Annotated in this window: 21 protein-coding genes and 1 pseudogene; 18 read left to right on the top strand and 4 right to left on the bottom strand. The window is 45.2% G+C overall.

Annotated elements, in window-relative coordinates; all coding sequences use genetic code 11:
- Positions 1 to 51: 51 nt before the first annotated feature.
- The 3 genes from AC1P5O_RS08220 to AC1P5O_RS08210 all read right to left on the bottom strand — a co-directional run bounded on the left by AC1P5O_RS08220 (position 52) and on the right by AC1P5O_RS08210 (position 3,476).
- The gene (locus AC1P5O_RS08220; RefSeq protein WP_004645881.1) at positions 52 to 180 is read right to left on the bottom strand and encodes a hypothetical protein; all 129 of its coding nucleotides are present in this window, start codon (positions 178 to 180) and stop codon (positions 52 to 54) included.
- A 60-nt stretch (positions 181 to 240) separates the two neighbouring features.
- A complete protein-coding gene (locus AC1P5O_RS08215; protein WP_004732081.1) occupies positions 241 to 366 on the bottom strand; it encodes a hypothetical protein in 126 nt (41 codons plus the stop codon).
- A 272-nt stretch (positions 367 to 638) separates the two neighbouring features.
- Positions 639 to 3,476 (bottom strand): ribonucleoside-diphosphate reductase subunit alpha, encoded by a 2,838-nt coding sequence (locus tag AC1P5O_RS08210; RefSeq protein WP_138742878.1) that lies wholly within the window; start codon positions 3,474 to 3,476, stop codon positions 639 to 641.
- 567 nt (positions 3,477 to 4,043) lie between these two features.
- On the opposite strand from AC1P5O_RS08210, the gene bfmR reads away from it, so the two are divergent.
- Both bfmR and bfmS read left to right on the top strand, forming a co-directional pair.
- Entirely contained in the window at positions 4,044 to 4,760 is a 717-nt protein-coding gene (bfmR, locus tag AC1P5O_RS08205; protein ID WP_004280782.1) for a response regulator transcription factor BfmR, read from the top strand.
- 63 nt (positions 4,761 to 4,823) lie between these two features.
- Positions 4,824 to 6,476 (top strand): sensor histidine kinase BfmS, encoded by a 1,653-nt coding sequence (gene bfmS, locus AC1P5O_RS08200; protein ID WP_499005963.1) that lies wholly within the window; start codon positions 4,824 to 4,826, stop codon positions 6,474 to 6,476.
- 66 nt (positions 6,477 to 6,542) lie between these two features.
- Here bfmS and AC1P5O_RS08195 read toward each other — a convergent pair whose 3' ends face one another.
- A complete protein-coding gene (locus tag AC1P5O_RS08195) occupies positions 6,543 to 6,899 on the bottom strand; it encodes a hypothetical protein (protein ID WP_005247904.1) in 357 nt (118 codons plus the stop codon).
- Positions 6,900 to 7,471: 572 nt separating this feature from the next.
- Between AC1P5O_RS08195 and ndhC the strand changes: the two genes are divergently transcribed.
- From ndhC to AC1P5O_RS08115, 16 genes and pseudogenes are all read left to right on the top strand, one after another.
- Entirely contained in the window at positions 7,472 to 8,017 is a 546-nt protein-coding gene (gene ndhC, locus AC1P5O_RS08190) for an NADH-quinone oxidoreductase subunit A (RefSeq protein WP_004280779.1), read from the top strand.
- Positions 8,018 to 8,101: 84 nt separating this feature from the next.
- A pseudogene (locus tag AC1P5O_RS08185) lies at positions 8,102 to 8,569 on the top strand (NuoB/complex I 20 kDa subunit family protein); the annotation flags it as partial.
- Positions 8,570 to 8,795: 226 nt separating this feature from the next.
- Positions 8,796 to 10,583: an NADH-quinone oxidoreductase subunit C/D gene (gene nuoC, locus AC1P5O_RS08180; RefSeq protein WP_004732074.1), complete on the top strand. Its 1,788-nt coding sequence runs from the start codon at positions 8,796 to 8,798 to the stop codon at positions 10,581 to 10,583.
- Positions 10,584 to 10,597: 14 nt separating this feature from the next.
- A complete protein-coding gene (gene nuoE / locus AC1P5O_RS08175; protein ID WP_005104080.1) occupies positions 10,598 to 11,107 on the top strand; it encodes an NADH-quinone oxidoreductase subunit NuoE in 510 nt (169 codons plus the stop codon).
- Positions 11,104 to 12,435, top strand: coding sequence for an NADH-quinone oxidoreductase subunit NuoF (gene nuoF / locus AC1P5O_RS08170; protein WP_004280774.1), 1,332 nt, complete (start codon positions 11,104 to 11,106; stop codon positions 12,433 to 12,435). Before nuoE ends, nuoF begins: the two co-directional genes overlap by 4 nt.
- Before the next feature lie 11 nt (positions 12,436 to 12,446).
- Positions 12,447 to 15,125, top strand: coding sequence for an NADH-quinone oxidoreductase subunit NuoG (nuoG, locus tag AC1P5O_RS08165; protein ID WP_004280773.1), 2,679 nt, complete (start codon positions 12,447 to 12,449; stop codon positions 15,123 to 15,125).
- A 3-nt stretch (positions 15,126 to 15,128) separates the two neighbouring features.
- A complete protein-coding gene (gene nuoH / locus AC1P5O_RS08160) occupies positions 15,129 to 16,145 on the top strand; it encodes an NADH-quinone oxidoreductase subunit NuoH (protein WP_004280772.1) in 1,017 nt (338 codons plus the stop codon).
- Positions 16,146 to 16,163: 18 nt separating this feature from the next.
- Positions 16,164 to 16,706, top strand: coding sequence for an NADH-quinone oxidoreductase subunit NuoI (gene nuoI / locus AC1P5O_RS08155; protein WP_004280771.1), 543 nt, complete (start codon positions 16,164 to 16,166; stop codon positions 16,704 to 16,706).
- Positions 16,703 to 17,224, top strand: coding sequence for an NADH-quinone oxidoreductase subunit J (gene nuoJ / locus AC1P5O_RS08150; protein ID WP_004280770.1), 522 nt, complete (start codon positions 16,703 to 16,705; stop codon positions 17,222 to 17,224). Before nuoI ends, nuoJ begins: the two co-directional genes overlap by 4 nt.
- Entirely contained in the window at positions 17,224 to 17,532 is a 309-nt protein-coding gene (gene nuoK, locus AC1P5O_RS08145; RefSeq protein ID WP_004280769.1) for an NADH-quinone oxidoreductase subunit NuoK, read from the top strand. The genes nuoJ and nuoK overlap by 1 nt, the downstream gene beginning before the upstream one ends.
- A complete protein-coding gene (gene nuoL / locus AC1P5O_RS08140; RefSeq protein WP_004280768.1) occupies positions 17,529 to 19,424 on the top strand; it encodes an NADH-quinone oxidoreductase subunit L in 1,896 nt (631 codons plus the stop codon). Before nuoK ends, nuoL begins: the two co-directional genes overlap by 4 nt.
- 1 nt (position 19,425) lies before the next feature.
- Entirely contained in the window at positions 19,426 to 21,039 is a 1,614-nt protein-coding gene (nuoM, locus tag AC1P5O_RS08135; RefSeq protein ID WP_004280767.1) for an NADH-quinone oxidoreductase subunit M, read from the top strand.
- Between the two features lie 15 nt (positions 21,040 to 21,054).
- A complete protein-coding gene (gene nuoN / locus AC1P5O_RS08130) occupies positions 21,055 to 22,587 on the top strand; it encodes an NADH-quinone oxidoreductase subunit NuoN (RefSeq protein ID WP_499005962.1) in 1,533 nt (510 codons plus the stop codon).
- Between the two features lie 123 nt (positions 22,588 to 22,710).
- Positions 22,711 to 23,346: a uracil phosphoribosyltransferase gene (gene upp / locus AC1P5O_RS08125; protein WP_004280765.1), complete on the top strand. Its 636-nt coding sequence runs from the start codon at positions 22,711 to 22,713 to the stop codon at positions 23,344 to 23,346.
- Between the two features lie 84 nt (positions 23,347 to 23,430).
- Complete coding sequence (locus AC1P5O_RS08120; RefSeq protein ID WP_004732065.1) at positions 23,431 to 23,724, top strand: cold shock domain-containing protein; 294 nt, start codon at positions 23,431 to 23,433, stop codon at positions 23,722 to 23,724.
- 168 nt (positions 23,725 to 23,892) lie between these two features.
- Entirely contained in the window at positions 23,893 to 24,276 is a 384-nt protein-coding gene (locus tag AC1P5O_RS08115; protein WP_499005961.1) for a hypothetical protein, read from the top strand.
- The last annotated feature ends 276 nt before the right edge of the window (positions 24,277 to 24,552 follow it).

Below are 24,552 nucleotides of genomic sequence, written 5' to 3'. Positions count from 1 at the left end.
ATTAAGTTTTGTCGATGAATGCTGTGAATTTATACAGCAGCATAATCCCCACTACTTATTTTGTTTACGCTGCTGGCGAACTTTGAACCAGAAATAAGCAATCGGTAAATAAAAGGTAATACCAAAGGAAATCAGCAATGCCGCAAGTCCTAACATGTAGTTATGAGTCATATGTGGCATTGAGGTTTCCTTTTACTTTTAGTTTGTGAATCCTAGCCGAAACTAGGATTCACGTTTAAATCATTTTTTAGATGATTTACTGGGCTTGATTGTTTCAGTAACTGTAGTTTTAGGATGCTTTTTTGCATAGCCTTCAGTTACGAAACGACCAGTTCCTGCATCACGAGAAACTTTTTTCGTAGCCATAGAGATAATCTCCATTACAAATTCAAGATGACTCTTACTGGCTCGTTTCTCGAATCGATGATACAATCCGTTCACGCATTTTGTGATGCCAGCCTCGTTGTGACCATCTTGGTATCACTTCGAGATTGAAAGCCTTCTAGTTAGTTTTGACGGACGCTAGAGGGCTTTTTTATTGCCTGAATTTCGTAATCCCCCTAAGTCCCCCTTTGAAAAGGGGGATTTTCTCCCTCCTTTATTAAAGGAGGGTCGGGGAGGATTTAAAACCTGTCAGATTACTGACAAGCTTCACAATCAGGGTTATCAATTGAACATGCCATTGGCACTGGCGCCGCTTGAGCAAAACCTTCTTCCTCTGCAGGAGCTTCAGGTTTTTGCGCTTCAACGACAGGAGCTGCTGCTACAACAGGAGCCGCAACAGTTGCAGGTTTAACTGCGTTCAATGCGCCAGTGTTAATGGTTGATTTCTCAGCAGAAGTCGCACCCAATGCACGAAGGTAATAAGTCGTCTTAAGACCACGTAACCAGGCCATCTTGTAAGTGATGTCCAGTTTCTTACCGTTTGCACCAGCGATGTAGAGGTTCAGAGACTGCGCTTGGTCGATCCATTTTTGACGACGTGATGCAGCATCCACGATCCAGCGAGTATCAACTTCAAACGCAGTCGCGAAGATGGCTTTAAGCTCTTCAGGAATACGAGAAATCTTTTGAACAGAACCTTCAAAGTGTTTCAGGTCGTTGACCATGACCGCATCCCAAAGACCACGTTCTTTCAATGCACGTACCAGGTACGGGTTGATCACAGTGAATTCACCAGACAGGTTAGATTTCACATACAAGTTCTGGAAGGTTGGCTCGATTGACTGAGACACGCCACAGATGTTTGAAATCGTAGCAGTCGGAGCAATTGCCATCACGTTGGAGTTACGCATACCGTCTTTTTGAACTTTGACACGTAAAGTATCCCAGTCCAGACGTTGAGTGCGGTCAACTTCGAACATGCGTTCTGGACGAGTTTTCGCAACCAGATCAAGCGAGTCGATTGGCAGGATACCTTGATCCCACAATGAACCCTTGAATGTTTCGTATGTACCACGTTCAACAGCCAAATCGCTAGATGTTGAAATCGCGTAGTACGAAATCACTTCCATCGATTCATCAGCAAACTCAACCGCAGCATCAGAACCATAAGCCAGGTTCATCTCATACAGTGCATCCTGGAAGCCCATGATACCCATACCAACCGGACGGTGTTTCAAGTTCGAGTTGCGCGCTTGCGGAACAGCGTAGTAGTTGATGTCAATCACGTTGTCGAGCATACGAACCGCAGTTTTAACTGTACGTGCCAGTTTTTCGCGATCAAGTACACCACCTTGAACGTGTTGTACCAGGTTGATTGAACCCAGGTTACATACCGCAATTTCTTCTTTGCTGGTGTTCAAAGTGATTTCTGTACACAAGTTAGACGAGTGAACCACGCCTACATGTTGTTGTGGTGAACGCAGGTTACATACGTCTTTGAATGTGATCCACGGATGCCCTGTTTCGAACAACATCGACAGCATTTTGCGCCACAAATCTTTTGCACGGATTTTCTTGTGCAACATGTTTGTTTCTTTGGCAACTGCTTCGTAGTGTGCATAACGCTCAGCGAATTCAGCACCGGTCAAATCATGCAGATCAGGCGTTTCAGAAGGCGTGAACAGTGTCCATTCCGCATCTTCGAATACACGTTGCATGAACAGGTCAGGAACCCAGTTCGCAGTGTTCATGTCATGGGTACGACGACGGTCATCACCGGTATTCTTACGCAGTTCCAGGAATTCTTCGATGTCCAGGTGCCAGGTTTCTAAGTATGCACAAACTGCACCTTTACGCTTACCACCCTGGTTGACCGCAACAGCCGTATCGTTCGCTACTTTCAGGAATGGAACCACACCTTGCGATTTACCGTTAGTCCCTTTGATGTACGAGTTCAAAGCACGAACTGGCGTCCAGTCATTGCCTAAACCGCCTGCCCATTTAGACAGCATTGCGTTATCACGCATTGCACCGTAGATGTCATACAGGTCGTCATCAATCGTGGTCAAGTAGCAGCTAGACAACTGTGGACGTAACGTACCTGAGTTAAACAGGGTAGGCGTCGAAGCCATGTAGTCGAAGCTAGACAATAAGTTATAGAACTCAATCGCGCGGTCTTCACGGTTTTCTTCATTGAGCGACAAGCCCATAGAAACACGCATAAAGAACAATTGCGGAAGTTCGAAACGCACACCATCTGAATGGATGAAGTAACGGTCAAATAAAGTTTGCAGACCCAAGTAAGTAAACTGATTCGAGCGTTCCGGTTGAATCGCAGCAGCCAGTTTCGCCAGGTCAAAGTTCAACAACTCTGGAGAAAGAAGCTCAAGCTCAATCCCTTTTTTCAGGTAAGTTTCTAGCGCATCACCTTCAACTGTATCTACAGGTAGACCCAGGAATTTCAAACCAGTCGCAACCAGGTCATCACGCAATAAACGTGCAGTCACATACGTATAGTTAGGTTCTTGCTCAATACGGGTACGGGTCGCCATCATCATCGTGGTCGAGATGTCTGACTCTTTTACGCCGTTGTACAAGTTTTTCACAGTCTCATCGACAATCGCTTGTACATCAATGCCTTCAAGGCCTCCAGCTGCTTTAGTAACATGCGCAGTTAAAGCACTTAAATCCAGTGGCTTGAGTTTGCCTTCAGCATCGGTAATTTGCAGGGTCGGGTGATGATGTGCACCTAATTGTTTACGTGCTTCAGAACGTTGTTCACGATAAATGACATAAGAGCGTGCAACTTTCTGTTCGCCCGTACGCATTAGCGCAAGTTCAACTTGGTCTTGAATTTCTTCAATATGAATCGTTCCGCCAGAAGGTAAACGACGTTTAAAGGTATTTAATACCATTTCCGTCAGTTGCTCGATACGATCATGGATCCGGCTCGAGTCAGCGCTTTGTTGGCCTTCAACCGCCAAAAACGCTTTACCAATTGCGACAGAAATTTTTTCTGCATCAAAAGCGGCAACATCACCGGTGCGTTTAATCACCTGAAGTTGACCAGGAGTTGAAGTGATTACGCTCATGTTAGCATAGCTCCATTGTCATCTATTTTTATGTTTATGGACCGTTTGAACTGGGCAAAATTCGTGCCACAGTATTTGAGGAATAAACACAAGACCTAGTGGTTTTAAAATTAATTGAACACAAGATACGGGAAAATTTAGGGTAGATCAATATTGACATTTAGCTAAATATTTTTCTTAAGTTGTGCTTTAATCATTGCAAAAATATCGCTATTTTTATTGATTTTTGTATAAGCCTTATCAGGCAAGGCATAGCATAACAAAGTCCAAAGAAAGTGCTTATAGATAACACTGTGGATAACTAAAAAGTGCTGAATCAAGCAGTCATATTTTGTCCATGTAATAGTTGTGTAAATCGAAAATCAGATCTAAGCCACTGTTTCAAGCATAATTGTCCAAAAAATGCACGATAAAATATTACAAAATGCTATCTTGATGTATCAGTTTGGTGAACGCTATCTTGTTTACAATGTAAACGTGTGTATATTGCAAGCATATTAAAAACGTATCTATTGGATTTCAAAAGGATACGCCTATAGCGTAGATCCACCAAATAAGGGGCAATACATGAGCCAAGAAGAAAAGTTACCCAAGATTTTAATTGTTGAAGATGACGAGCGTCTTGCTCGTTTAACGCAAGAATACCTCATTCGTAATGGACTTGAGGTGGGGGTAGAGCCGGATGGTAACCGTGCCATTCGTCGGATTATTGCCGAGCAGCCAGATATGGTGGTGCTGGATGTAATGTTACCGGGTGCTGATGGCTTGACCATTTGCCGTGAAGTGCGTCCACATTATCATCAACCGATTTTGATGTTGACTGCACGTACTGAAGACATGGATCAGGTTTTGGGTCTGGAAATGGGTGCAGATGACTATGTCGCTAAGCCTGTTCAGCCACGTGTATTGCTGGCGCGTATCCGTGCATTGTTGCGTCGTACGGACAAGGTGCCTGAAGATGAAGTGGCACAGCGCATCGAATTTGATGATCTGGTCATCGACAATGGTGGCCGTTCAGTGACCTTAAATGGGGATCTGGTTGATTTTACCAGCGCAGAATATGACCTGTTATGGTTATTAGCCTCAAATGCTGGTCGTATTCTCTCTCGCGAAGATATTTTCGAGCGTTTACGTGGTATCGAATATGATGGTCAAGACCGTTCAATCGATGTGCGTATTTCTCGTATCCGTCCAAAAATCGGTGACGACCCAGAAAATCCGAAGCGTATTAAAACAGTACGTAGTAAAGGTTATCTTTTTGTTAAAGAGACCAATGGTCTTTAAGCAAATGTGGTTTGTTGCTTGAATAAGCAGGATAAATTATAGGTGTTTAAGCACAGTATATTTTTGCGTATATACGCAGGACTCGTCATTCTTGTAGTCTTGGTGGCGGTGTTCGGCTATCTGTTGGTACAGATTATCAACTATCAGCGTGCGCAAGAATATCGCGAATCCCTGACTGATGGTATGGCATATATCATCAGTGAAGGGGTTGCACGCCAGCCAAATCTCCAGCAAAAAATGGATTGGGTTTCTGATGCCTCCGATTTGCTGGAATTGCCCATTCACTATGTAGAAGCCAGCAAGGTCGACATTACCCGTGCTGAAGGGCGCCGTATTGCCGAACGTAAAGCGGTGGTGCGCTGGGATGCCGAGTCCGGTATTGCCTATATTGTGGTAGGGCTGCGCGATGACCCAGGTCATTACCTTTATATTAAGGCTGACAGTATTACTGAACGTCAGATGAAGGCCTTACCAGTCTTTATTTTGGACTACCTGGTCTACTATCCAGGTCAGGAAAAAGAATATCTGGCTCGTATTCAGGATTATTTTTCTTATCCGGTTTCCATCGAAAACGTCCAGAATCTACCTTTAGACTCCGAGCAAATCGGACGTCTGCGTCTGGACCATAGCATCATTTTATACCGCGATAATGCCTCTATTCGTGGCACCACGATTTCAATTATTTCACCGATTCCTGGTTCGACTTCGCAAGTATTGGTCATGGGGCCGGTACCCTTGTTTAACTGGATGCCATTCCAGTTGGCGACCGGTATTACCTTATTAAGCCTGTTTGTGTTGAGTCTGGGTGTTTATGGTCTTCTGGTTCCGATGCAGCGTAAGTTGCGTGAAGTCAGCTATGCCTTAAACAAAATGAAATCGGGTAATATGTCATTGCGTCTTCCTGTGGAAGGCAGTGACGAGATGTCTACACTGGCGTCTAGCTATAACAATATGTCAGATCATATCCAGCGTTTGATCGAAGCGCAGCGTGAGTTGATGCGTGCGGTGTCGCATGAGTTGCGTACACCGGTGGCACGAATCCGCTTTGGTGTGGAAATGATGGCGGATGAAGATGACTACGATTATCGTCTGCAACAGGTGGAACAGATTGATAAAGATATTGAAGCGCTGAATACCTTGATTGATGAGATCATGACCTATGCCAAACTGGAACAGGGCATGCCGTCGATTGAGTTTGAACAGATTGATCTGTATGACGTACTGAATCAGGTGGCACAAGAAACTGAAGCGCTGAAAACCCAGAAAATCATCGAATTACATCCAATGCCTGTTGCGGTCACAGTAGAGGCGGAGCGTCGTTATCTGCATCGTGTAATTCAGAATCTGGTCGGCAATGCTGTACGTTATTGCGATAATAAAATCTTGATTAGCGGCGGTCTGGATCAGGATGGTCAGGCCTATGTTTGCGTTGAAGATGACGGGCCGGGGATTCCAGAAATAGATCGTGCCCGCATTTTTGAAGCCTTTGCCCGACTGGATGATAGCCGTACCCGTGCGTCGGGTGGTTATGGTTTAGGTTTGTCGATTGTCAGCCGGATTGTGTACTGGTTTGGTGGCACGATTCAGGTGGATCAAAGTCCGACGCTGGGTGGTGCGCGTTTTACCATGACCTGGCCGGCACAACGTTATGTCAAGAAGAGTAAGCGCAAAATGCTGGAAAAAAAGCCAGAGGAAGCGAGTGATCATTTAGCTTGATATTGTGTAAATGATTTTGGTCATAAAAAAACGATGCATCAGCATCGTTTTTTATTGGAAGAGATTTTATTCCTGAATGGTCGCATCAGGTTCAATGAGTGATTTGCCCTCTTTTAAGCTTTGTAGCGCTTCAGGGTTAAAGTCGATCAACAGTTTGGTGTTTTTCGCATCGACATTATAGCGCTGAATCAGTTTCTGGTCGCCTGATAAGGTTTCGACTTTATATTCGTCAGCGATATTCATAATGCCATCCAGATTGATGCTGGAGGAGGCATGATCTTCTTGAAAAAGTGCATGGATGTCACGTAAGTCAAAAGCTGCCTGGCTTATATTGGGGTTTTTCTGGATGTAATTTTCTATATGTCGAACCAGTAATTGAGCAAATAAAAAATAATTAGGTCGATGGGAGAAGCGTAGAGACATGCAAGGACTCCTTATTGTTACTTTATTAATGTCATGATGTGGTTTAGAAATAGAAATAACATATTCTGAATCAGTCCGTTGAGCATGTTGCAAAAAGACACAATTGCCAATCCAAGATTACCAAGTAGCTGCAGGGGGTAAAGCAACAGTTAGATGTAAAAAATCACATTAAATATCAAGTTAAATCAAATAGTTTGAAAGAAAAAATAGTTGTTAAAATAAGTTTTTATCCGATTTAACTTGGATTCAATAGTGAAAAGGACTATATCTAAATGGGTAGACGAGAAAAGCAGCTCATCGATCAGTCTATTTTCTGGCAGCGCTATTTATAGAAAAATTAATAGATAATTAAAATTTAATTTGGGAAAACGATTAAAACGAATTCTGAATGATTAAAGTCAAATTAAATGCTGAAATGTCTAAAAAATCATCCCAAAGACTAAGGCTTATAAACTAGCAAGTGAAATCCAAAATCAGGTACAATTGGCGGGATTAATTTTGTGTTTGGTGTATTTGAAGGCCAATACATACATTCTTTGTTAACAAATAGGCCTGCCAGGAGTTATCCCCGCATGAGTGCTATTACTCCATACGAATGGGCAATTATTGCCTTCGTGATCGGCGTTACATTTTTATGCGTCTTTATGCTGACTGTCCCATTACTCCTCGGGGGTAAATCATGGGGCCGTGCCAAGCAGGAGCAGTTTGAGTCAGGTGTAGTTAGCGCAGGTGGAGCTCGTATCCGCTTGTCTGCAAAGTTCTATTTAGTTGCAATTTTCTTTGTGGTGTTTGATTTAGAAGCACTTTATCTATATGCATGGGCAGTTTCTGTTCGTGAGGTAGGTTGGATTGGTTTTGCAACTGCAGCTATCTTTATCATAGTTTTACTTGTTGGTTTGATTTACGAATTATCGACAGGCGCACTCAATTGGGCACCTTCAGACAGACGTAAGGCAGCAGGAATTAAAGCTAAGATTGGTTCGCCAAATATGGATCTTGCAGAAATTACGCGCTTCAACTCGATTGAAGAATTGGTGATGGATCCAACGGGTCAAATCCCGGCTCAATCATCTGGTTTTGTGAAAAAGTCACAAACTCAATTATCTGATAAGGAGTAAGACGGGATGAAATATACATTAACCCGTGCGAATCCGAATGCTGACCAATATCCACTTCAGGAACGTATTGTTGTAGAAGATCCGTTGCTAGAAGAAGAAGTGAATAAAAATGTATTCATGACTCGCTTAGAGGATGTGGTACATACAGCAGTCAACTGGGGTCGTAAAAACTCAGTTTGGCCATTTAACTTTGGTACATCTTGCTGCTACGTAGAATATGCAACGACCTTGACCGGCGTGCATGACTTGTCACGTTTTGGTGCCGAGGTTATCCGTGCTTCACCGCGTCAGGCGGACTTAATGATTGTAGCGGGTACTTGCTTCGTAAAAATGGCGCCAGTAATTCAGCGTCTGTACGAACAGATGCTTGAACCAAAATGGGTCATTTCAATGGGTGCATGTGCCAACTCAGGTGGTATGTACGATATTTATTCAGTCGTACAAGGTGTGGATAAAATCATCCCGGTCGATGTGTATATTCCAGGTTGCCCACCACGTCCTGAAGCTTTGATTCAGGCATTAATGCTGTTGCAAGACCAGATTCAACTAGAGCGTCGTCCGCTTTCTGCGGTGATCGGTGATGATCTTAAGCCAGTGTATAAGCCAAAGATGATGCCGGAACGTGACCGTAAGAAAGACCAGCGTGTTGCTGTGAAGAACTTACGCTCTATGGATGAAATTAAATAATTTAAACGACAGGTTGTTTTGTTGTGCACCCGCTATGGGTGTAATTGTCGTTTAGGTTGACTGAATTTGTATTAAATAGGAAGCCAAGCCAATGGCTGAAACTGACATTGCTATGCCAGAATCAACGCCTGTTGATTCACGCCCAGCATTTGCCATCATTGAAGAACTCAAAACCAAATTTGGTGAGAACTTCTTTGTGCAAACGACTTTCGAGGATTTCCCGACAGTCTGGGTTGAGCGCGCACGTGTACAAGAAGTTTTAATGTTCTTGCGTACAGTGTCACGTCCTTACGTGATGTTGTTCGACTTGTCAGCGGTAGATGAGCGTCTGCGTACGCACCGCGACGGTTTACCTGCGTCTGACTTCACAGTGTTCTATCACTTGTTGTCGCTCGAGCGTAATACTGACATTCGTATTAAAGTTGCCTTAGCAGAAAGCGATTTGAATCTTCCGACGGCAACCAATATTTGGCCAAATGCCAACTGGTACGAACGTGAAGCTTACGATATGTTCGGGATTAATTTCGAAGGGCATCCAATGCTCCGTCGTATCTTGTTGCCAACCTATTGGGAAGGTCATCCGCTACGTAAAGAATATTCTGCACGTGCGACTGAATATACGCCGTATTTGCAAGATAAAGCCAAACAGGACTACGAACAGGAACATCTTCGTTTCGTCCCTGAAGATTGGGGTATGAAGCGCGGCAATGCCGATGAAGACTTCATGTTCCTGAACTTGGGTCCGAACCATCCATCTGCGCACGGTGCGTTCCGTGTGATCTTGCAGCTGGACGGTGAAGAAGTGAAAGACTGTGTGCCTGATATCGGTTATCACCACCGTGGTGTGGAAAAGATGGCTGAACGTCAAACCTGGCATTCATTCATTCCGTATACAGACCGTGTCGACTACCTCGGTGGTTGTGCGCAAAACATGCCTTATGTGCTTGGCGTAGAGCAAATGGCGGGTATTACTGTACCTGACCGTGCGCAATGTATTCGCGTGATGATGTCTGAACTGTTTCGTATCAATAACCACTTGCTGTTCATTGGTACTGCGATTCAGGATGCCGGCGGTATGACGCCAGTCTTCTACATGTTTGCTGACCGTCAGAAAATCTATGACGCGATTGAAGCGATCACCGGTTACCGTATGCACCCGGCATGGTTCCGTATTGGCGGTACAGCACATGACCTTCCAAACAACTGGCAGCACCTGATCCGTGAAATCCTGGACTGGATGCCGAAACGTTTGAAGGAATACCATACTGCAGCGCTGAAAAACTCGGTGTTTGTGGGTCGTACCCGTAATGTTGCGCAATACGATGCAAAATCTGCATTGGCTTGGGGTGTAACAGGTACAGGTCTGCGTGCTACAGGTATTGACTTTGACGTACGTAAATATCGCCCATATAGCGGTTATGAAAATTACGACTTCGAAGTGCCGGTTGAGTACGAAGGCGATGCCTATGCACGTGTCATCGTTCACTACCGTGAAATTGAAGAATCACTGAAAATTATCAAACAATGTTTAGATAATATGCCGTCTGGTGCGTATAAAGCAGACCATCCACTGGCTGTTCCACCACCAAAAGACAAGACATTACAAGATATTGAAACCTTGATTACGCACTTCCTGAGTGTATCTTGGGGTCCTGTAATGCCGGCGGGTGAAGCATCTGTGATGGCGGAAGTGGTGAAAGGCGCGTCGAACTACTACTTGACTTCAGACAAGTCAACCATGAGTTACCGTACCCGTATCCGTACACCAACCTTCACGCATTTACAGCAAATGCCTTCTGTGATTAACGGCAGCTTAATGTCTGACTTAATCATTTATTTAGCGACCATTGACGTCGTAATGGCTGACGTGGATCGCTAAGGGGTAAACGCATTATGATGATTTTGACTGATAAAAAGCCACGTGTGAATGTTGAAGGAATTTTGACTGCGGACGAAATTCACGATATCGAACATCACATGGAGCACTACCCATACCCACGTGCAGCGTGTCTAGATGCGCTGAAGTGTGTACAACGCCGTAATGGCTGGGTAGATGATGCGCAAATGAATGCCATCGCACAAATGCTGAGCATGAGCGTTGCAGACCTTGAAGGTGTGGCAACGTTCTATAACCGTATTTACCGTCAGCCGGTCGGTCGTCACGTAATTTTATTATGTGATTCGATTGCGTGTTTCCTGATGGGTGCGGAAACTTTGGCAGAAGCATTCCAGCGCGAATTAGGCATCCAGTTTGGTCAAACGACTGCAGATGGTCGTTTTACTTTGCTGCCAATTTGCTGTCTGGGCAACTGTGACAAAGGTCCAACCTTAATGATTGATGAAGACACGCACGGTCTGGTTGAAGTGACTTCGGTGAAACAGCTGTTGGAGAAGTATGTATGAATACTGAACCAAAACCAATTTATGGCGACGGTAACCCGGAAACGCATCCATTAACATGGCGTTTAAGCAAACAAGCCAACGTACGTAATGCAGATGATTACGAAGCGCTGGAAGGTTATGCAGGCTTTAAAAAAGCACTGACCATGTCGCCTAAAGATGTATTGGAAGTGGTTAAGGCAGCGACTGTAAAAGGTCGTGGTGGTGCAGGCTTCCCGGCAGGTATCAAATGGTCTTTGATGGCGCCAAACGACAACTCAGGTCCACGTTACCTGATTTGTAATGCCGATGAGATGGAACCAGGTACCTTTAAAGACCGTTTGTTGATGGAAGATCTTCCGCATCAATTGATCGAAGGCATGCTGATTGCAGGCTATACGCTTGAAGCAACACACGGTTATATCTTTATCCGTGGCGAGTACATTGAAGCTGCTCAGTACTTAAATGAAGCACTTGAGCAAGTTCGTGCCAAAGGTTACTTAGGGGATAACATCCTTGGTACAGGCTGGAACTTCGAGTTACACGTGCATACCGGTGCGGGTCGTTATATCTGCGGTGAAGAAACTGCATTGATTAACTCGCTAGAAGGTCGCCGTGCCAACCCGCGCACTAAACCGCCATTCCCGCAAGTTGCAGGTGCTTGGGGTCGTCCTACGATTGTCAACAACGTAGAGACCTACAACAACTTACCAGCCATCATGCTGCGTGGTCCTGAATGGTATATCAACTTGTCTGCGGGTAAGTCGAAAGATCCAGGCACCAAGATTTATGGTGCATCAGGTAAGGTAAAATTCCCGGGTCTATGGGAGCTTCCATTTGGTACGACAGCACGTGAAGTGATTGAAGACCATGCGGGTGGTATGCGTGACGGCTTAAAACTGAAAGCATGGTTACCGGGTGGTGCATCGACTGACTTCCTGGCTGCCGAGCATATTGATCTTCCTATGGATGCGGAAAGCATCATGAAAGCAGGTTCGCGTTTAGGGACTTGTTTGTTGATGGTGGTAGATGAAACCCAATGTATGGTTTCAGCGACACGTAACCTCGAAGAATTCTTTGCACGCGAATCATGTGGTTTCTGTACGCCTTGCCGTGATGGCTTACCTTGGGCTGTGAAAGCGCTGAAAGCACTGGAAGATGGCACAGGTAAGAAAGAAGATATCGATCACTTACAAGAACTGACTCGTAAGCTTTGGATTGGTAAAACTTTCTGTGCCCACGCACCGGGTGCAATGGAGCCGCTTATGGGCGCACTCAAATATTTCCGTGGCGAATTTGAAGCGAAGGTTGTGAATGCCGCCGCTCAAACCAGCAACGTAGAACAAGCTTAAGGAATTCGACTATGGCTACAATTCATGTCGATGGCAAATCGTATGAAGTCAACGGCTCGGAAAACTTGCTACAAGCATGTTTGAGTCTTGGCATTGATATCCCATACTTTTGTTGGCATCCATCCTTAGGTTCTGTCGGTTCTTGCCGTCAATGTGCCGTGACCCAGTACGCGAATCCAGAAGATACGCGTGGCCGTTTGGTCATGTCATGTATGACGCCAGCATCTGACAATACCTACATCTCGATTGAAGACAAAGAAGCCAAAGATTTCCGTGCTTCGATTGTTGAATTCTTGATGACCAACCATCCGCACGACTGTCCAGTCTGTGAAGAAGGGGGTCACTGTCATTTACAAGATATGACTGTAATGACGCAGCATGACCGTCGTCGCTACCGTTTCACGAAGCGTACCCATTACAACCAGGAGCTTGGCTCATTCATTTCTCACGAAATGAACCGTTGTATCGCGTGTTACCGTTGTGTGCGTTATTACAAAGACTACGCAGGTGGTACGGACTTCGGCGTGTATGCCAATGCATCACGTGTGTACTTCGGTCGTCCTGAATCAGGTACTTTAGAGTCTGAATTCTCGGGCAACCTGACTGAAGTATGTCCAACAGGTGTATTCACCGACAAAACTCATTCGGCTCGCTACAACCGTAAATGGGACATGCAGTATGCGCCAAGCGTATGCCAAGGCTGTTCTTCAGGTTGTAACATCTCTCCGGGTGAGCGTTATGGCGAACTTCGCCGCGTAGAAAACCGTTATAACGGTGAAGTCAACCAGTACTTCCTATGCGACAAAGGCCGTTTCGGTACAGGTTATGTGAACCGTGAGGACCGTCCGCGTCAACCACAATTCCGTCAAGGTGCAACTGTTGAAACTGTTTCAGTGGATGCAGCACTAGACACGGTCATTGCAAATATCCAGGGCAAAAAAGTATTGGGTATTGGTTCACCGCGTGCATCACTTGAATCAAACTTCGCACTTCGTGAGTTGGTGGGTCAAGAGAACTTCTCAACAGGTCTATCTCAAAAAGAAAAGAATCTGGTTGAGTTGGCAGCTTCTATCATGCAAACCGAGGGTGTTTACAACCCGAACATGCGTGAAATTGAAAGCTACGATGCTGTGTTAATTTTGGGTGAAGACCTCACACAAACTGCGCCACGTATGGCTTTATCTGTTCGCCAGGCTGCGAAAAATAAAGGCAAAGAGATGGCGGCAGAGCGCCGTACGCAAGAATGGTTAGCTGAGCCGGTACAACGTATTGCCCAAGATGCAAAATCTCCGATTTACATCCTGGCTGCGACACAAACCCGTTTGTCTGATGTTGCTGAAGGCGAAGTGGTTGCTTCTCCAAACGACATCGCGCGTTTAGGTTTTGCAGTTGCTGCAGCAGTTGCGGGTGAAACGATTCTTGGTTTAGATGACGATGCCAAAGCATTTGCACAAACCATTGCGGACACTTTAAAAGCTGCGAAGAAACCACTGATTATCTCGGGTACAAGCTTGCAAGATCCTGCCATCATGGAAGCTGCTGCACAAGTTGCACAGAATCTGGGTAATGCAGGTCTGACCTTGACGGTTCCTGAAGTGAACTCGATGGGTATGGCAATCTTGGGTGGTCAAAGCCTAGAGCAAGCATTTGCACAAGATTACGATACTGTGATTGTGGTTGAAAACGACCTTTACCGTCGTCTTCCTGCTGCACAGGTTGATGCTGCACTTGCAGGTAAAGATGTGATCGTACTGGATCATTCTGAAACTGAAACAGTGAAAAAAGCCGACATCGTACTTTCTGCCGCAAGCTTTGCGGAAGGTGATGGTACGGTTGTATCGCAAGAAGGCCGTGCACAACGTTTCTACCAAGTGTATGACCCAAGCTACTACAATCCTGAATTGGCGATCAAAGAATCTTGGCGCTGGTTACACGCTCTGGAAACAGGCGTAAAAGGCAAAGCGATTTCTTGGACTTTACTGGATGACGTAATCGAGTCAGTGGCGAAGAACGTTCCTGCGCTTGAAGGCATCCTGGATGTCGCACCTGATGCGGGCTTCCGTGTTCATGGCTTGAAAGTGGCACGTGAACCACGTCGTTACTCAGGTCGTACTTCAATGCGTTCGCCATTGTCTGTACATGAGCCGAAACAGCCTACAGATCAAGACTCTGCATTAACGTTCTCGATGGAAGGTTATGTCGGAGACCAGACCCCATCTCCACTGGTTCCATTTGCATGGTCTGCAGGCTGGAACTCGCCACAAGCCTGGAACAAGTTCCAGGAAACTGTGGGTGGTTCACTGAAAGGTGGTGATTCAGGCGTTCGTTTATTCGACCGTTTGGCAAAACGTCCGGCACGTACATTCGTTGCACCGGCACCTGTTCTGGTCAATGCTGAAAGCTTCCGTCTGGTACCAATGCACCATATCTTTGGTTCAGGTGAATTCACGGTAAAAACACCAGCGATGGAAACACGTATTCCTGAAGCGGTATTTGCAGTGGGTGAGCAGGATGCAGCGCGCCTGAATGTTCAAGATGGTCAGACAATCACGGTGAAAGCAGGTGAGACGTCAATCGTTCTTCCAGTTCAAGTGATTGAATATTTACCGACAGGTTATATTGGCTACCCAATCGGTCTGGTACCGACGGTATCTCTTGCAGAGCCTGTTTCAGTCGCGGTAGGAGTGTAATTCATGGAACAAGAATTAATCCGTCAAACGCCGCTGTGGGCTGAAAACTGGCCAATTGCCTATTCAGTCATTCAAGCGATTGTGATCTTGCTGGTTGTAGTACTGATCGCTGCGTTGATGTCTTTTATTGAACGTCGTTTACTCGGCTTGTGGCAAGACCGCTACGGTCCGAACCGTGTTGGTCCGGGCGGTATGTTCCAGATTGTTGCCGACATGCTGAAAATCATGTTCAAGGAAGACTGGACACCTAAGTTTGCTGACAAATTGACGTTCCGTATGGCGCCTGCAGTTGCGATGGCAACTGCAGTGCTGTCGTTCATGGTTATTCCTGTATCACCTTATTTAGGTGTAGCAGACATGAACATCGGCCTGTTGTTCTTTATGGCAATGGCCGGTATTGCAGTTTATGCAGTCCTGTTCGGTGGCTGGTCATCAAACAACAAATATGCCTTACTGGGCGGTTTACGTTCTGCGGCTCAGACCATTTCTTATGAAGTGTTCTTGGGTATCTCATTGATGGGTGTGGTGGCAATTGCCGGTTCATTCAACATGCGTGAAATCGTTGAAGCGCAAAAAGATGTATGGTTTGTGATTCCTCAGTTCCTTGGCTTCCTGATCTTTGTGGTTGCGGGTGTTGCGGTAACGCATCGTCACCCATTTGACCAACCAGAAGCAGAACAAGAATTGGCAGAAGGTTACCATGTCGAATACGGCGGTATGAAGTGGGGGATGTTCTTCGTTGCGGAATACGTCAACGTGGTACTGATCTCTGCATTGATCGTGACTTTATTCTTCGGTGGCTGGCTTGCGCCATTCAACCTTGATATTCCGTTCCTTCCAGCAGCATTCTGGTTCATTATCAAAACAGCATTCTTTGTAATGATGTTTGTACTGGCGCGTGGTTCATTAATGCGTCCACGTTATGACCAGGTGATGAACTTTGGTTGGAAAATTTGCTTGCCATTGGCGTTGGTTAACCTTTTGGTAACTGGTGCTGTGATTCTGATGAATCAGGCCTAAGACAGCAGGGAGAACAAAATGTTTAAATTTCTAGCTGGATTCGGGTCAATCGTTCGTTCGTTGTGGATGGTGTTCAGCCACGCAACACGTAAACGTGACACCATTTTATATCCGGAAGTGCCGGCCGAAGAAATCGTGCCACCACGCTTCCGTGGTCGTATCGTATTGACACGCGACCCTGATGGCGAAGAACGCTGTGTGGCATGTAACCTGTGTGCGGTTGCCTGTCCGGTAGGCTGTATTTCACTACAAAAAGCAGAACGTGAAGATGGTCGCTGGTATCCGGAATTTTTCCGTATCAACTTCTCACGCTGTATTTTCTGCGGTATGTGTGAAGAAGCGTGTCCAACCACTGCGATTCAGATGACCCCGGACTTCGAGCTTGGCGAATATGTTCGTCAGGACTTGGTCTATGAAAAAGAACACCTGCTGATTTCTGGTCCCGGTAAATATCCTGACTATAACTTCTACCGTGTAACCGGTATGGCAGTTGCAGGCAAGGACAAAGGTCAAGCACAGCGTGAAAGTGCACCTGTTGATGTACGGAGTCTATTACCATGATGTGGCCATTTTATTTAATGGCCCTCGTGGCCATTGTCTCTACGGTTCGCGTGGTGACTAACGCGAATCCGGTACATGCTTTATTAAGCCTGATCGTGTCATTGCTTGCAGTCGCAGGCATGTTCCTGATCGTCGGTGCGCCATTCGCTGGTGCGCTGGAAGTGATCGTTTATGCGGGCGCGATCATGGTGTTGTTCGTGTTCGTGGTGATGATGCTGAACCTGGGTGAGCAGACCGTTGAACAAGAACGCAAATGGTTGACCTCATCGGCTTGGGCTTATCCGGCGTTGATGAGCTTCCTGATCGGTTTGGTGCTGGTATGGGTATTAAACTCTGATTACACACAAGCTTCACTGGTAATGGGTACAGAAATGGTGGGCCCGAAAGCAGTGGGTCAAGCACTCTTTACGCAATACTTGTTGTTGGTTGAAGTTGCCGCGATGTTATTGCTTGCTGCCTTGGTAGCTGCATTCCATTTGGGTAAACGTGAACCAGATGCAGAAGAGGAAAAAGAATAATGGGCAACATCCCTTTAGAGCATGGTTTGATCGTTGCATCTATTCTCTTTGCACTGGGTTTTTACGGTGTAATGGTGCGACGCAACCTACTATTTATTTTAATGAGCCTTGAAATCATGATGAACGCTGCTGCTTTAGCGTTCGTCCTGGCGGGCAGTGCATGGGCACAGCCAGATGGTCAGATCATGTTTATCCTGATCCTGACGCTTGCTGCGGCAGAGGCTTGTATTGGTCTTGCGATCGTCCTTCAGTTCTATCATCGCTTCCATCACCTGGATGTGGATGCTGCTAGTGAGATGCGCGGATGAGTTATTTATATCTAACAATTTTATTTCCGCTCATTGGTTTTGTCCTGTTGGCGGCGGGGCGTAACAAGCTTCCGGAATCTGTTGCAGCGATCATTGGTGTGGGTGCAGTCGGTTTATCTGCACTGTTCGCACTGATTGCGGGTATGGACTTTGTTAACAATGGTTCAACTGCAGTAGTACAACACCTTTGGACCTGGTTCAGTGTTGGTGGTTTTGCTCCGGGCATCAGCTTGCAACTGGATGGTTTATCTTTACTGATGCTGGGCATGGTGACAGGTGTGGGTTTCTTGATTCACATCTTTGCATCATGGTACATGCGTGGTGAAGAAGACTTCGCACGTTTCTTCTCTTACTTCAACCTGTTCGTTGCTAGCATGTTGTTGCTGGTATTGGGCGATAACCTGGCGTTGTTATTCCTAGGTTGGGAAGGCGTAGGTCTGTGTTCATACCTGTTGATCGGTTATTACTACCAGAACCCTGCAAATGGTCTGGCGGCAATCAAGGCATTTACCGTGACCCGTATCGGTGATGTATTCTTGCTGATTGCCATGTTCCTGATCTTCCAGCAATTCGGTACCTTGAACATTCAGTACATCGTTGAAAATGCAGCGACTGTAATGACACAAAGTTCATCTCTGACCATCTGGACAGCATTGTTATTGTTCTTGGGTGCGGCGGGTAAATCTGCACAGATCCCGTTACAAACATGGTTAGCCGATGCGATGGCAGGTCCGACACCTGTTTCTGCATTGATCCATGCTGCAACGATGGTAACAGCGGGTGTTTACCTGTGCTGCCGTCTGTTCGCAGTCTTTGAACTTGCGCCAGAAGTGATGGTATTTATTTCGATCACAGGTGCGGTGACCTTACTGGTTGCTGGTTTTGCTGCACTGGTTCAAACCGATATCAAACGTATTCTGGCTTACTCAACCATGAGTCAGCTGGGTTATATGTTTATGGCGGTGGGTGCTGAAGCGTATCAGGCTGGTCTGTTCCATATGCTAACTCACGCATTCTTCAAGGCACTCTTGTTCTTGTCGTCAGGTGCGGTGATTCTGGCTTACCATCACGAACAAAACATCTTCAAGATGGGTGGTCTGTTCTACAAGAACAAATTCCTGTTTGCATGTTTCGCGATTGGTGGCGGTGCATTGGCAGCGATTCCATTCCTGACCATTGGTTTCTTCTCAAAAGATGCGATTCTTGCTGCAGTCTGGACGCAAAGTCATATTGCTGGTTTACCGGTATATAACACGCTGTACTGGGTGGGTGTTGCAGGTGCATTCTTAACGTCTATTTATACATTCCGCTTAATCTGGGTTGTATTCTTCGGCAAAGAAAACACGCCTTATCATGAAATCAAAGGTGCAACTTACTGGGCGCCACTGGCGATTCTTGCTGTACTTTCAACAGGTCTGGCGATCGTTCTGAAAGCACCAGTGATGAGTATTCTGGATGCTGCACAAATTCCAGCCTTCATTATTCCTGAAGCGCTTGAAGCGGGTGCACATGGTGCTGAATACATCGCAATCGCTGTTGCGTTAACAGGTCTTGCAGTGGGTGTTGTGTTGTTCGCTTTTGCTTACAATGCAGTCAAACGTTTTGCAGCCACTTCTGTGGGTGCTGGCTTGGTCAATATCTGCCGTAATGCATTAGGTTTCGATACGCTGTATGACATCATTTTCGTGAAGCCATATTTAATGTTCGCGAAGATCTTTGGTCGTGATCCAATTGATGGCCTATGGCTGGTACTTCCTGCACTTGTTAAAGGTGGTCACAGCTTTACAAGTTCACGTCAAACCGGTTCACTGCGTGAATATGCATCTAGTATGGGGCTCGGTGTCGTTGTCCTACTGATGATCTTGATCGTGATTCAGGTCGTGGGGAAATAAAATGGAAGCTCCAAACAATATTATTTTGCCGGCTCTGATCCTCATTCCGTTCATTGCAGGTTTCATATGCTGGTTGGTCGATAAACTCGACCAACACTTACCGCGTTATATCGCGCTGATCGGTATGCTGGTGACGTTGGTTTTGACCATCGTCCTTTGGCAGACTGGTACCTATAACTATGAATTAGGCGGTGCTACACCTTCGTGGGCTGCCGAATTCAAATTGCCTTGGATTCAAACCCTGGGCATTAACATTCACTTGGCAGTGGATGGTTTATCACTTCTTATGGTTGGCTTGACTGCACTCCTGGGTGTGCTGGCAGTAGGCTGTTCATGGGGTGAGATTCAAAAGAACGTTGGTTTCTTCCACTTGAACCTTTTATGGTCGTTGGGTGGCGTCATCGGTGTGTTCCTTGCGATTGACCTGTTCCTGTTCTTCTTCTTCTGGGAGATGATGCTAGTACCGATCTACTTCCTGATTGCCCTTTGGGGTCATAAAGGGGCAGAAGGCAAGTCACGTGTTTATGCAGCTAACAAGTTCTTCATTTACACGCAGGTTGCCGGTTTGGTGATGCTGATTGGTATCCTGGGTCTGGTGACTGTGGGCTATACCATGACGGGTGAAATCCGTTTCGACTACAACTATTTATTAGGTGTGGCGAATACGCTTGATGCTCAGGCGCCAGCGGTTGCTTATGCATTCATGATCTGTTTATTCATCGGTTTTGCGGTAAAACTTCCAGTTTTCCCATTACACGGCTGGTTACCAGATGCACATGCACAAGCACCAACTGCGGGTTCTGTCGATCTTGCAGGTATCTTGATTAAGACTGCGGCGTACGGTTTATTACGTTTCGTGATTCCGTTCTTCCCGGCAGCGTCTGCACAGTTTGCAGACTTCGCAATCATCCTGGGTTTAATCGGTATTTTCTACGGTGCTTGGTGTGCTTTCCAGCAAACCGATATGAAACGCTTGTTGGCTTATACCTCTATTTCACACATGGGCTTCGTTTTACTTGCGATCTACGCAGGTAACATCCTGACCTTCCAGGGTCTGATGATCATGATGTTGGCACATGGTATTTCATCTGCTGCGCTGTTCATTATGTGTGGTCAGGTATATGAGCGTGTGCATACGCGTGATATGCGTTTGATGGGTGGTATGCGTGGTCAATTCCCTTATCTTGCATTCTTCCTGATGTTCTTCGTTGCGGCGCTTGTAGGTATTCCAGGTCTAGGTAACTTCATTGGTGAGTTCCTGATCCTGATGGGTGCTTATGCGAAATTCCCGGCGTTTACCATTCTTGCGGCAATCAGTTTGGTATTTGCGGGTCTGTATGGTTTGATCCTGATTCACAAAGCCTTGTTTGGTGTACCAAATGAAGCGCAACAGCAGCACTATACAAATCCGTTAAAAGATCTAAATGCACGTGAAATCGCATTATTGTTGATCTGTGCGTTTGGTCTACTTTGGCTTGGTCTATATCCACAAAGCTTCCTTGATGTTTCTAACTCAAGCATGGCGTGGTTAGCGAATAGCTACATTCCAGTTCAAGAAGTGGTTGAAGTTGCTGATCAAGTAACGACTCAACTTGAAAATGTGGAGATCCAATAAGCCATGAACTTCACAATGTCTTTTTCTGAGCTTATGCCTCTAGCACCTGTGATGATCGTGTCGTTAACTGCGATCGTCGTGATGTTGCTGACCGCAATCAAGCGTAACCATAACCTGGTGGCTACCACCACGGTGATTGGTTTAAACCTTGCTGCGTTCTATATCATTTTCGTTTTGTTGGCGGGCGTGTTTGCACCTGCCAACGTGATGAATCTGTTCATCGTAGATCCATTTACGATGCTGTACCAGTTTGTGATTTTGATTGCTGCACTTGCATGTGCGACCTTGTCTCACGCGTATATCGAAACCTATAAAGATAACCGTGAAGAGCTGTATATCCTGATGCTGACATCCGTTGCGGGTGCCATGCTGATGGTGGCAAGCTCACACTATGCATCATTCTTTATCAGCCTTGAGTTGATGTCGATTCCTGTATATGGCTTGTTGGCATATACACATCAACGTTCTCAATCGCTTGAAGCGGGTGTGAAATATCTGGTGCTTTCAGCAACTGCATCTGCAATGCTGCTTATGGGTATGGCATATATTTATGCATATACAGGTACTTTAAGTTTCGTTGCTGAACCGGGCAAACTGTTTACTGTATTCAGTCAACCGGCTGTGGTAATTGGTCTGGCTTTAATTTTATTTGCTGTGGCATTTAAATTATCGCTGGCACCATTCCACAAATGGACACCAGACGTATACGCTGGTGCACCAGCGCCAATCGCGACTTTCCTTGCGACTGTTGCGAAAGTGGCGATGATTGGTCTGTTTGTTCGTTATGTATTGTCTTCAGGTTTAATCCTGGCAGACAGCTTCGTCACCATCATTTCGATTATTGCGGTTCTGTCTATCCTTGCAGGTAACTTGCTGGCGGTTCGCCAGGTGAACTTGAAACGTATCTTGGCATATTCTTCAATTGCACACTTTGGTTATTTGCTGGTTGCCATCGTAAGCTCACGTAATACCGACTTCTTGCAAGTTCAAGGTTTCGCGACTTTTGAAAGTGTAAACGTCTACGTGATTACTTATGTATTAACCACGATCGGTGCGTTCGGTGTCGTTACGCTGATGTCTAGTCCGTATAACAATACGGATGAAGCGGGTAGTCTGGCTGAATACCGTGGTCTGTTCTGGCGCCGTCCAGTATTGACTGCTGTATTGACGGTGATGATGCTGTCTCTTGCAGGTATTCCTTTAACTGCCGGCTTTATCGGTAAGTTCCTGGTGATTAAAACTGCAGTTGCAGGCGAAGCCTGGTTCCTGACTGCTATGGTGATTCTAGGTTCTGGTATCGGTCTGTACTACTACCTGCGTGTGATGGTTGTACTTTACATGACACCACCTGAAACACCACGTCTAGATGCGGTGAATCATTGGGGTCAAAAAGTGGGCGGTATCATGGTACTTCTTGCTGCGCTTGCGGTACTTGTGATCGGTGTCTACCCAGATCCGGTGATTGCAGTATCTAAATATGCATTCTTTGCCATGTCACCTGAATTGCAACAGTTCATTTTCACTTTGGTTCAAAGTGGTTTTAACTAATATCTGCAAAGATTGACGTTATTACAAAAAAGCCTCCATGATTGGGGGCTTTTTTATTTATACAAATCAATAAAAGCCTTTATAATAGCGGAAATTTATCTTTAACCTTTTAGGTGTTCTCCCGTGGCAATCCATGAAATCCGTCATCCACTCATTCGACATAAGCTTGGTTTACTCCGTCGTGCAGATATCAGTACCAAGAATTTTCGTGAGTTAGCTCAAGAAGTGACCATGCTTCTAACTTATGAAGCAACCAAAGACCTGCCAATGGTTGAACATGATATTGATGGCTGGAATGGTGCTGTTACAGTTGACCGTATTGCGGGTAAAAAAATCACCGTTGTACCAATTCTACGTGCCGGTATTGGTATGCTCGACGGTTTCTTGAACCTGATTCCAAGTGCAAAAGTATCAGTACTTGGTTTAGAGCGTGATGAAGAAACTCTGGAAGCACGTACCTATTATAAAAAACTGGTTCCAGACGTACAAAACCGTATCGCGATGATCATTGATCCAATGTTGGCGACTGGTTCTTCTTTAGTGGCTGCCATTGATGTACTGAAAGCCAGCGGCTGTAAAGATATTCGTGTGATGGTTCTGGTTGCTGCACCAGAAGGCATTAAGCGTGTAGAAGCTACGCATCCGGATGTGGTGATTTTTACTGCTTCTATCGATAATGGCTTAAATGAAAATGGTTATATCGTTCCAGGTCTTGGCGATGCTGGCGATAAAATCTTTGGTTCAGTTCAAAAAGACTAATTTTTGAATATGATGAAAAAAGGGGCTACTACAGCCTCTTTTTTATATAATGTAGACAGGGCATTTTCAGGATAGGACAATAGCATGAAAGATGAATTGTATCAGGGCAAAATCAAACAGTATGACCCTGCCAAAGGTTTCGGTTTTATTGGCTGCGCTGAGGGAGATGTATTCTTCCATATTTCAGACTTCCCTGCGGCAGAAGGCGAGCCAAAACGTAATGAACGCGTAAAATTTAATGTTGTTGAAAATGGCGATAAGTACAAAGCGATTAAGATTGAACGTGTCGAAGACAACTCAAAGAAAGCTAAAAAAACCAAAGTGGCGACACACAATAAATCAATTACATCGGCATTGTTAAATAACTTCCGTGGTTAATGGATAATCTTCATACTTAAATCGTGTTGAGTCACATTTAAAAGAGGCTTTCGAGCCTCTTTTTTTATAGCACCACCGCTTACATATTTAAAGAGACAGATAACACATAAAAAATCCACCGAACAGCAACAATGCTGAACATTTCCTTTGGCTTAGAATACAAATTAAATGAATTCTATAGAGATGAGTGTCATGTTTAGGGATGGAAAAATTAAAACTTATGATTCCGAACGTAGTGGGGGTGCTTTGGAGTTGATAGGGGAAGCTCAAGAGTTAAGTTTCAAATTGCAGGATTTACCTTCGCCTGAAATTGAGCCACAAATTGGAGAGCGGCTTAAATTTAGAATCATTCCCCAACAAGAAAGCATGACCTTAGACAACATAGTACGTCTGGATATTAAAGTGCAGGATGAATTTATGCCAAAAGTTGTCGCCTTGCAATCCTTGGCACCCACATTACCTGTTCCGGTACGTAATTCATTTTTCTTTAGTCCGACCCTTTGGCTGGCATTGGCATCAGCTGTTGGCTTTATGATTTTTGGTGAAGTATAAATAAAAAAGAAATTTTAATTTTTTACTTTTAACTAGGGATCTATTCTTCCGCCATAAGATGCACTTCTAGTTTTTATGTTTCTGCTTTAGAGAATTTTACAAAAGATTTTCAGTCTCTTTTTGATTACAATCATAAAAAATATTAAAGATAACCTGAGTTCGACATAAAAAATAAATAAAAAAAAGCCTTAGCATCTGTAATATCTTGGTTACGAAGACAAAACATTTCAGAGCAAGGCTTTTTCATGGACTATATTACCGAATTATTTTGTATCT

This window comes from Prolinoborus fasciculus, from assembly GCF_056724605.1.
This window is presented reverse-complemented; position numbering and strand designations above follow the sequence as displayed.

Coding starts and splice junctions, on each gene's coding strand:
- AC1P5O_RS08195 (WP_005247904.1), bottom strand. CDS start 6,899: ATGTCTCTACGCTTCTCCCATCGACCTAATTATTTTTTATTTGCTCAA.
- nuoL (WP_004280768.1), top strand. CDS start 17,529: ATGAGTTATTTATATCTAACAATTTTATTTCCGCTCATTGGTTTTGTC.
- nuoC (WP_004732074.1), top strand. CDS start 8,796: ATGGCTGAAACTGACATTGCTATGCCAGAATCAACGCCTGTTGATTCA.
- AC1P5O_RS08220 (WP_004645881.1), bottom strand. CDS start 180: ATGCCACATATGACTCATAACTACATGTTAGGACTTGCGGCATTGCTG.
- ndhC (WP_004280779.1), top strand. CDS start 7,472: ATGAGTGCTATTACTCCATACGAATGGGCAATTATTGCCTTCGTGATC.
- nuoH (WP_004280772.1), top strand. CDS start 15,129: ATGGAACAAGAATTAATCCGTCAAACGCCGCTGTGGGCTGAAAACTGG.
- nuoJ (WP_004280770.1), top strand. CDS start 16,703: ATGATGTGGCCATTTTATTTAATGGCCCTCGTGGCCATTGTCTCTACG.
- AC1P5O_RS08210 (WP_138742878.1), bottom strand. CDS start 3,476: ATGAGCGTAATCACTTCAACTCCTGGTCAACTTCAGGTGATTAAACGC.
- nuoI (WP_004280771.1), top strand. CDS start 16,164: ATGTTTAAATTTCTAGCTGGATTCGGGTCAATCGTTCGTTCGTTGTGG.
- AC1P5O_RS08215 (WP_004732081.1), bottom strand. CDS start 366: ATGGCTACGAAAAAAGTTTCTCGTGATGCAGGAACTGGTCGTTTCGTA.
- nuoE (WP_005104080.1), top strand. CDS start 10,598: ATGATGATTTTGACTGATAAAAAGCCACGTGTGAATGTTGAAGGAATT.
- AC1P5O_RS08120 (WP_004732065.1), top strand. CDS start 23,431: ATGAAAGATGAATTGTATCAGGGCAAAATCAAACAGTATGACCCTGCC.
- nuoF (WP_004280774.1), top strand. CDS start 11,104: ATGAATACTGAACCAAAACCAATTTATGGCGACGGTAACCCGGAAACG.
- bfmR (WP_004280782.1), top strand. CDS start 4,044: ATGAGCCAAGAAGAAAAGTTACCCAAGATTTTAATTGTTGAAGATGAC.
- nuoN (WP_499005962.1), top strand. CDS start 21,055: ATGTCTTTTTCTGAGCTTATGCCTCTAGCACCTGTGATGATCGTGTCG.
- nuoM (WP_004280767.1), top strand. CDS start 19,426: ATGGAAGCTCCAAACAATATTATTTTGCCGGCTCTGATCCTCATTCCG.
- AC1P5O_RS08115 (WP_499005961.1), top strand. CDS start 23,893: ATGAATTCTATAGAGATGAGTGTCATGTTTAGGGATGGAAAAATTAAA.
- nuoG (WP_004280773.1), top strand. CDS start 12,447: ATGGCTACAATTCATGTCGATGGCAAATCGTATGAAGTCAACGGCTCG.
- nuoK (WP_004280769.1), top strand. CDS start 17,224: ATGGGCAACATCCCTTTAGAGCATGGTTTGATCGTTGCATCTATTCTC.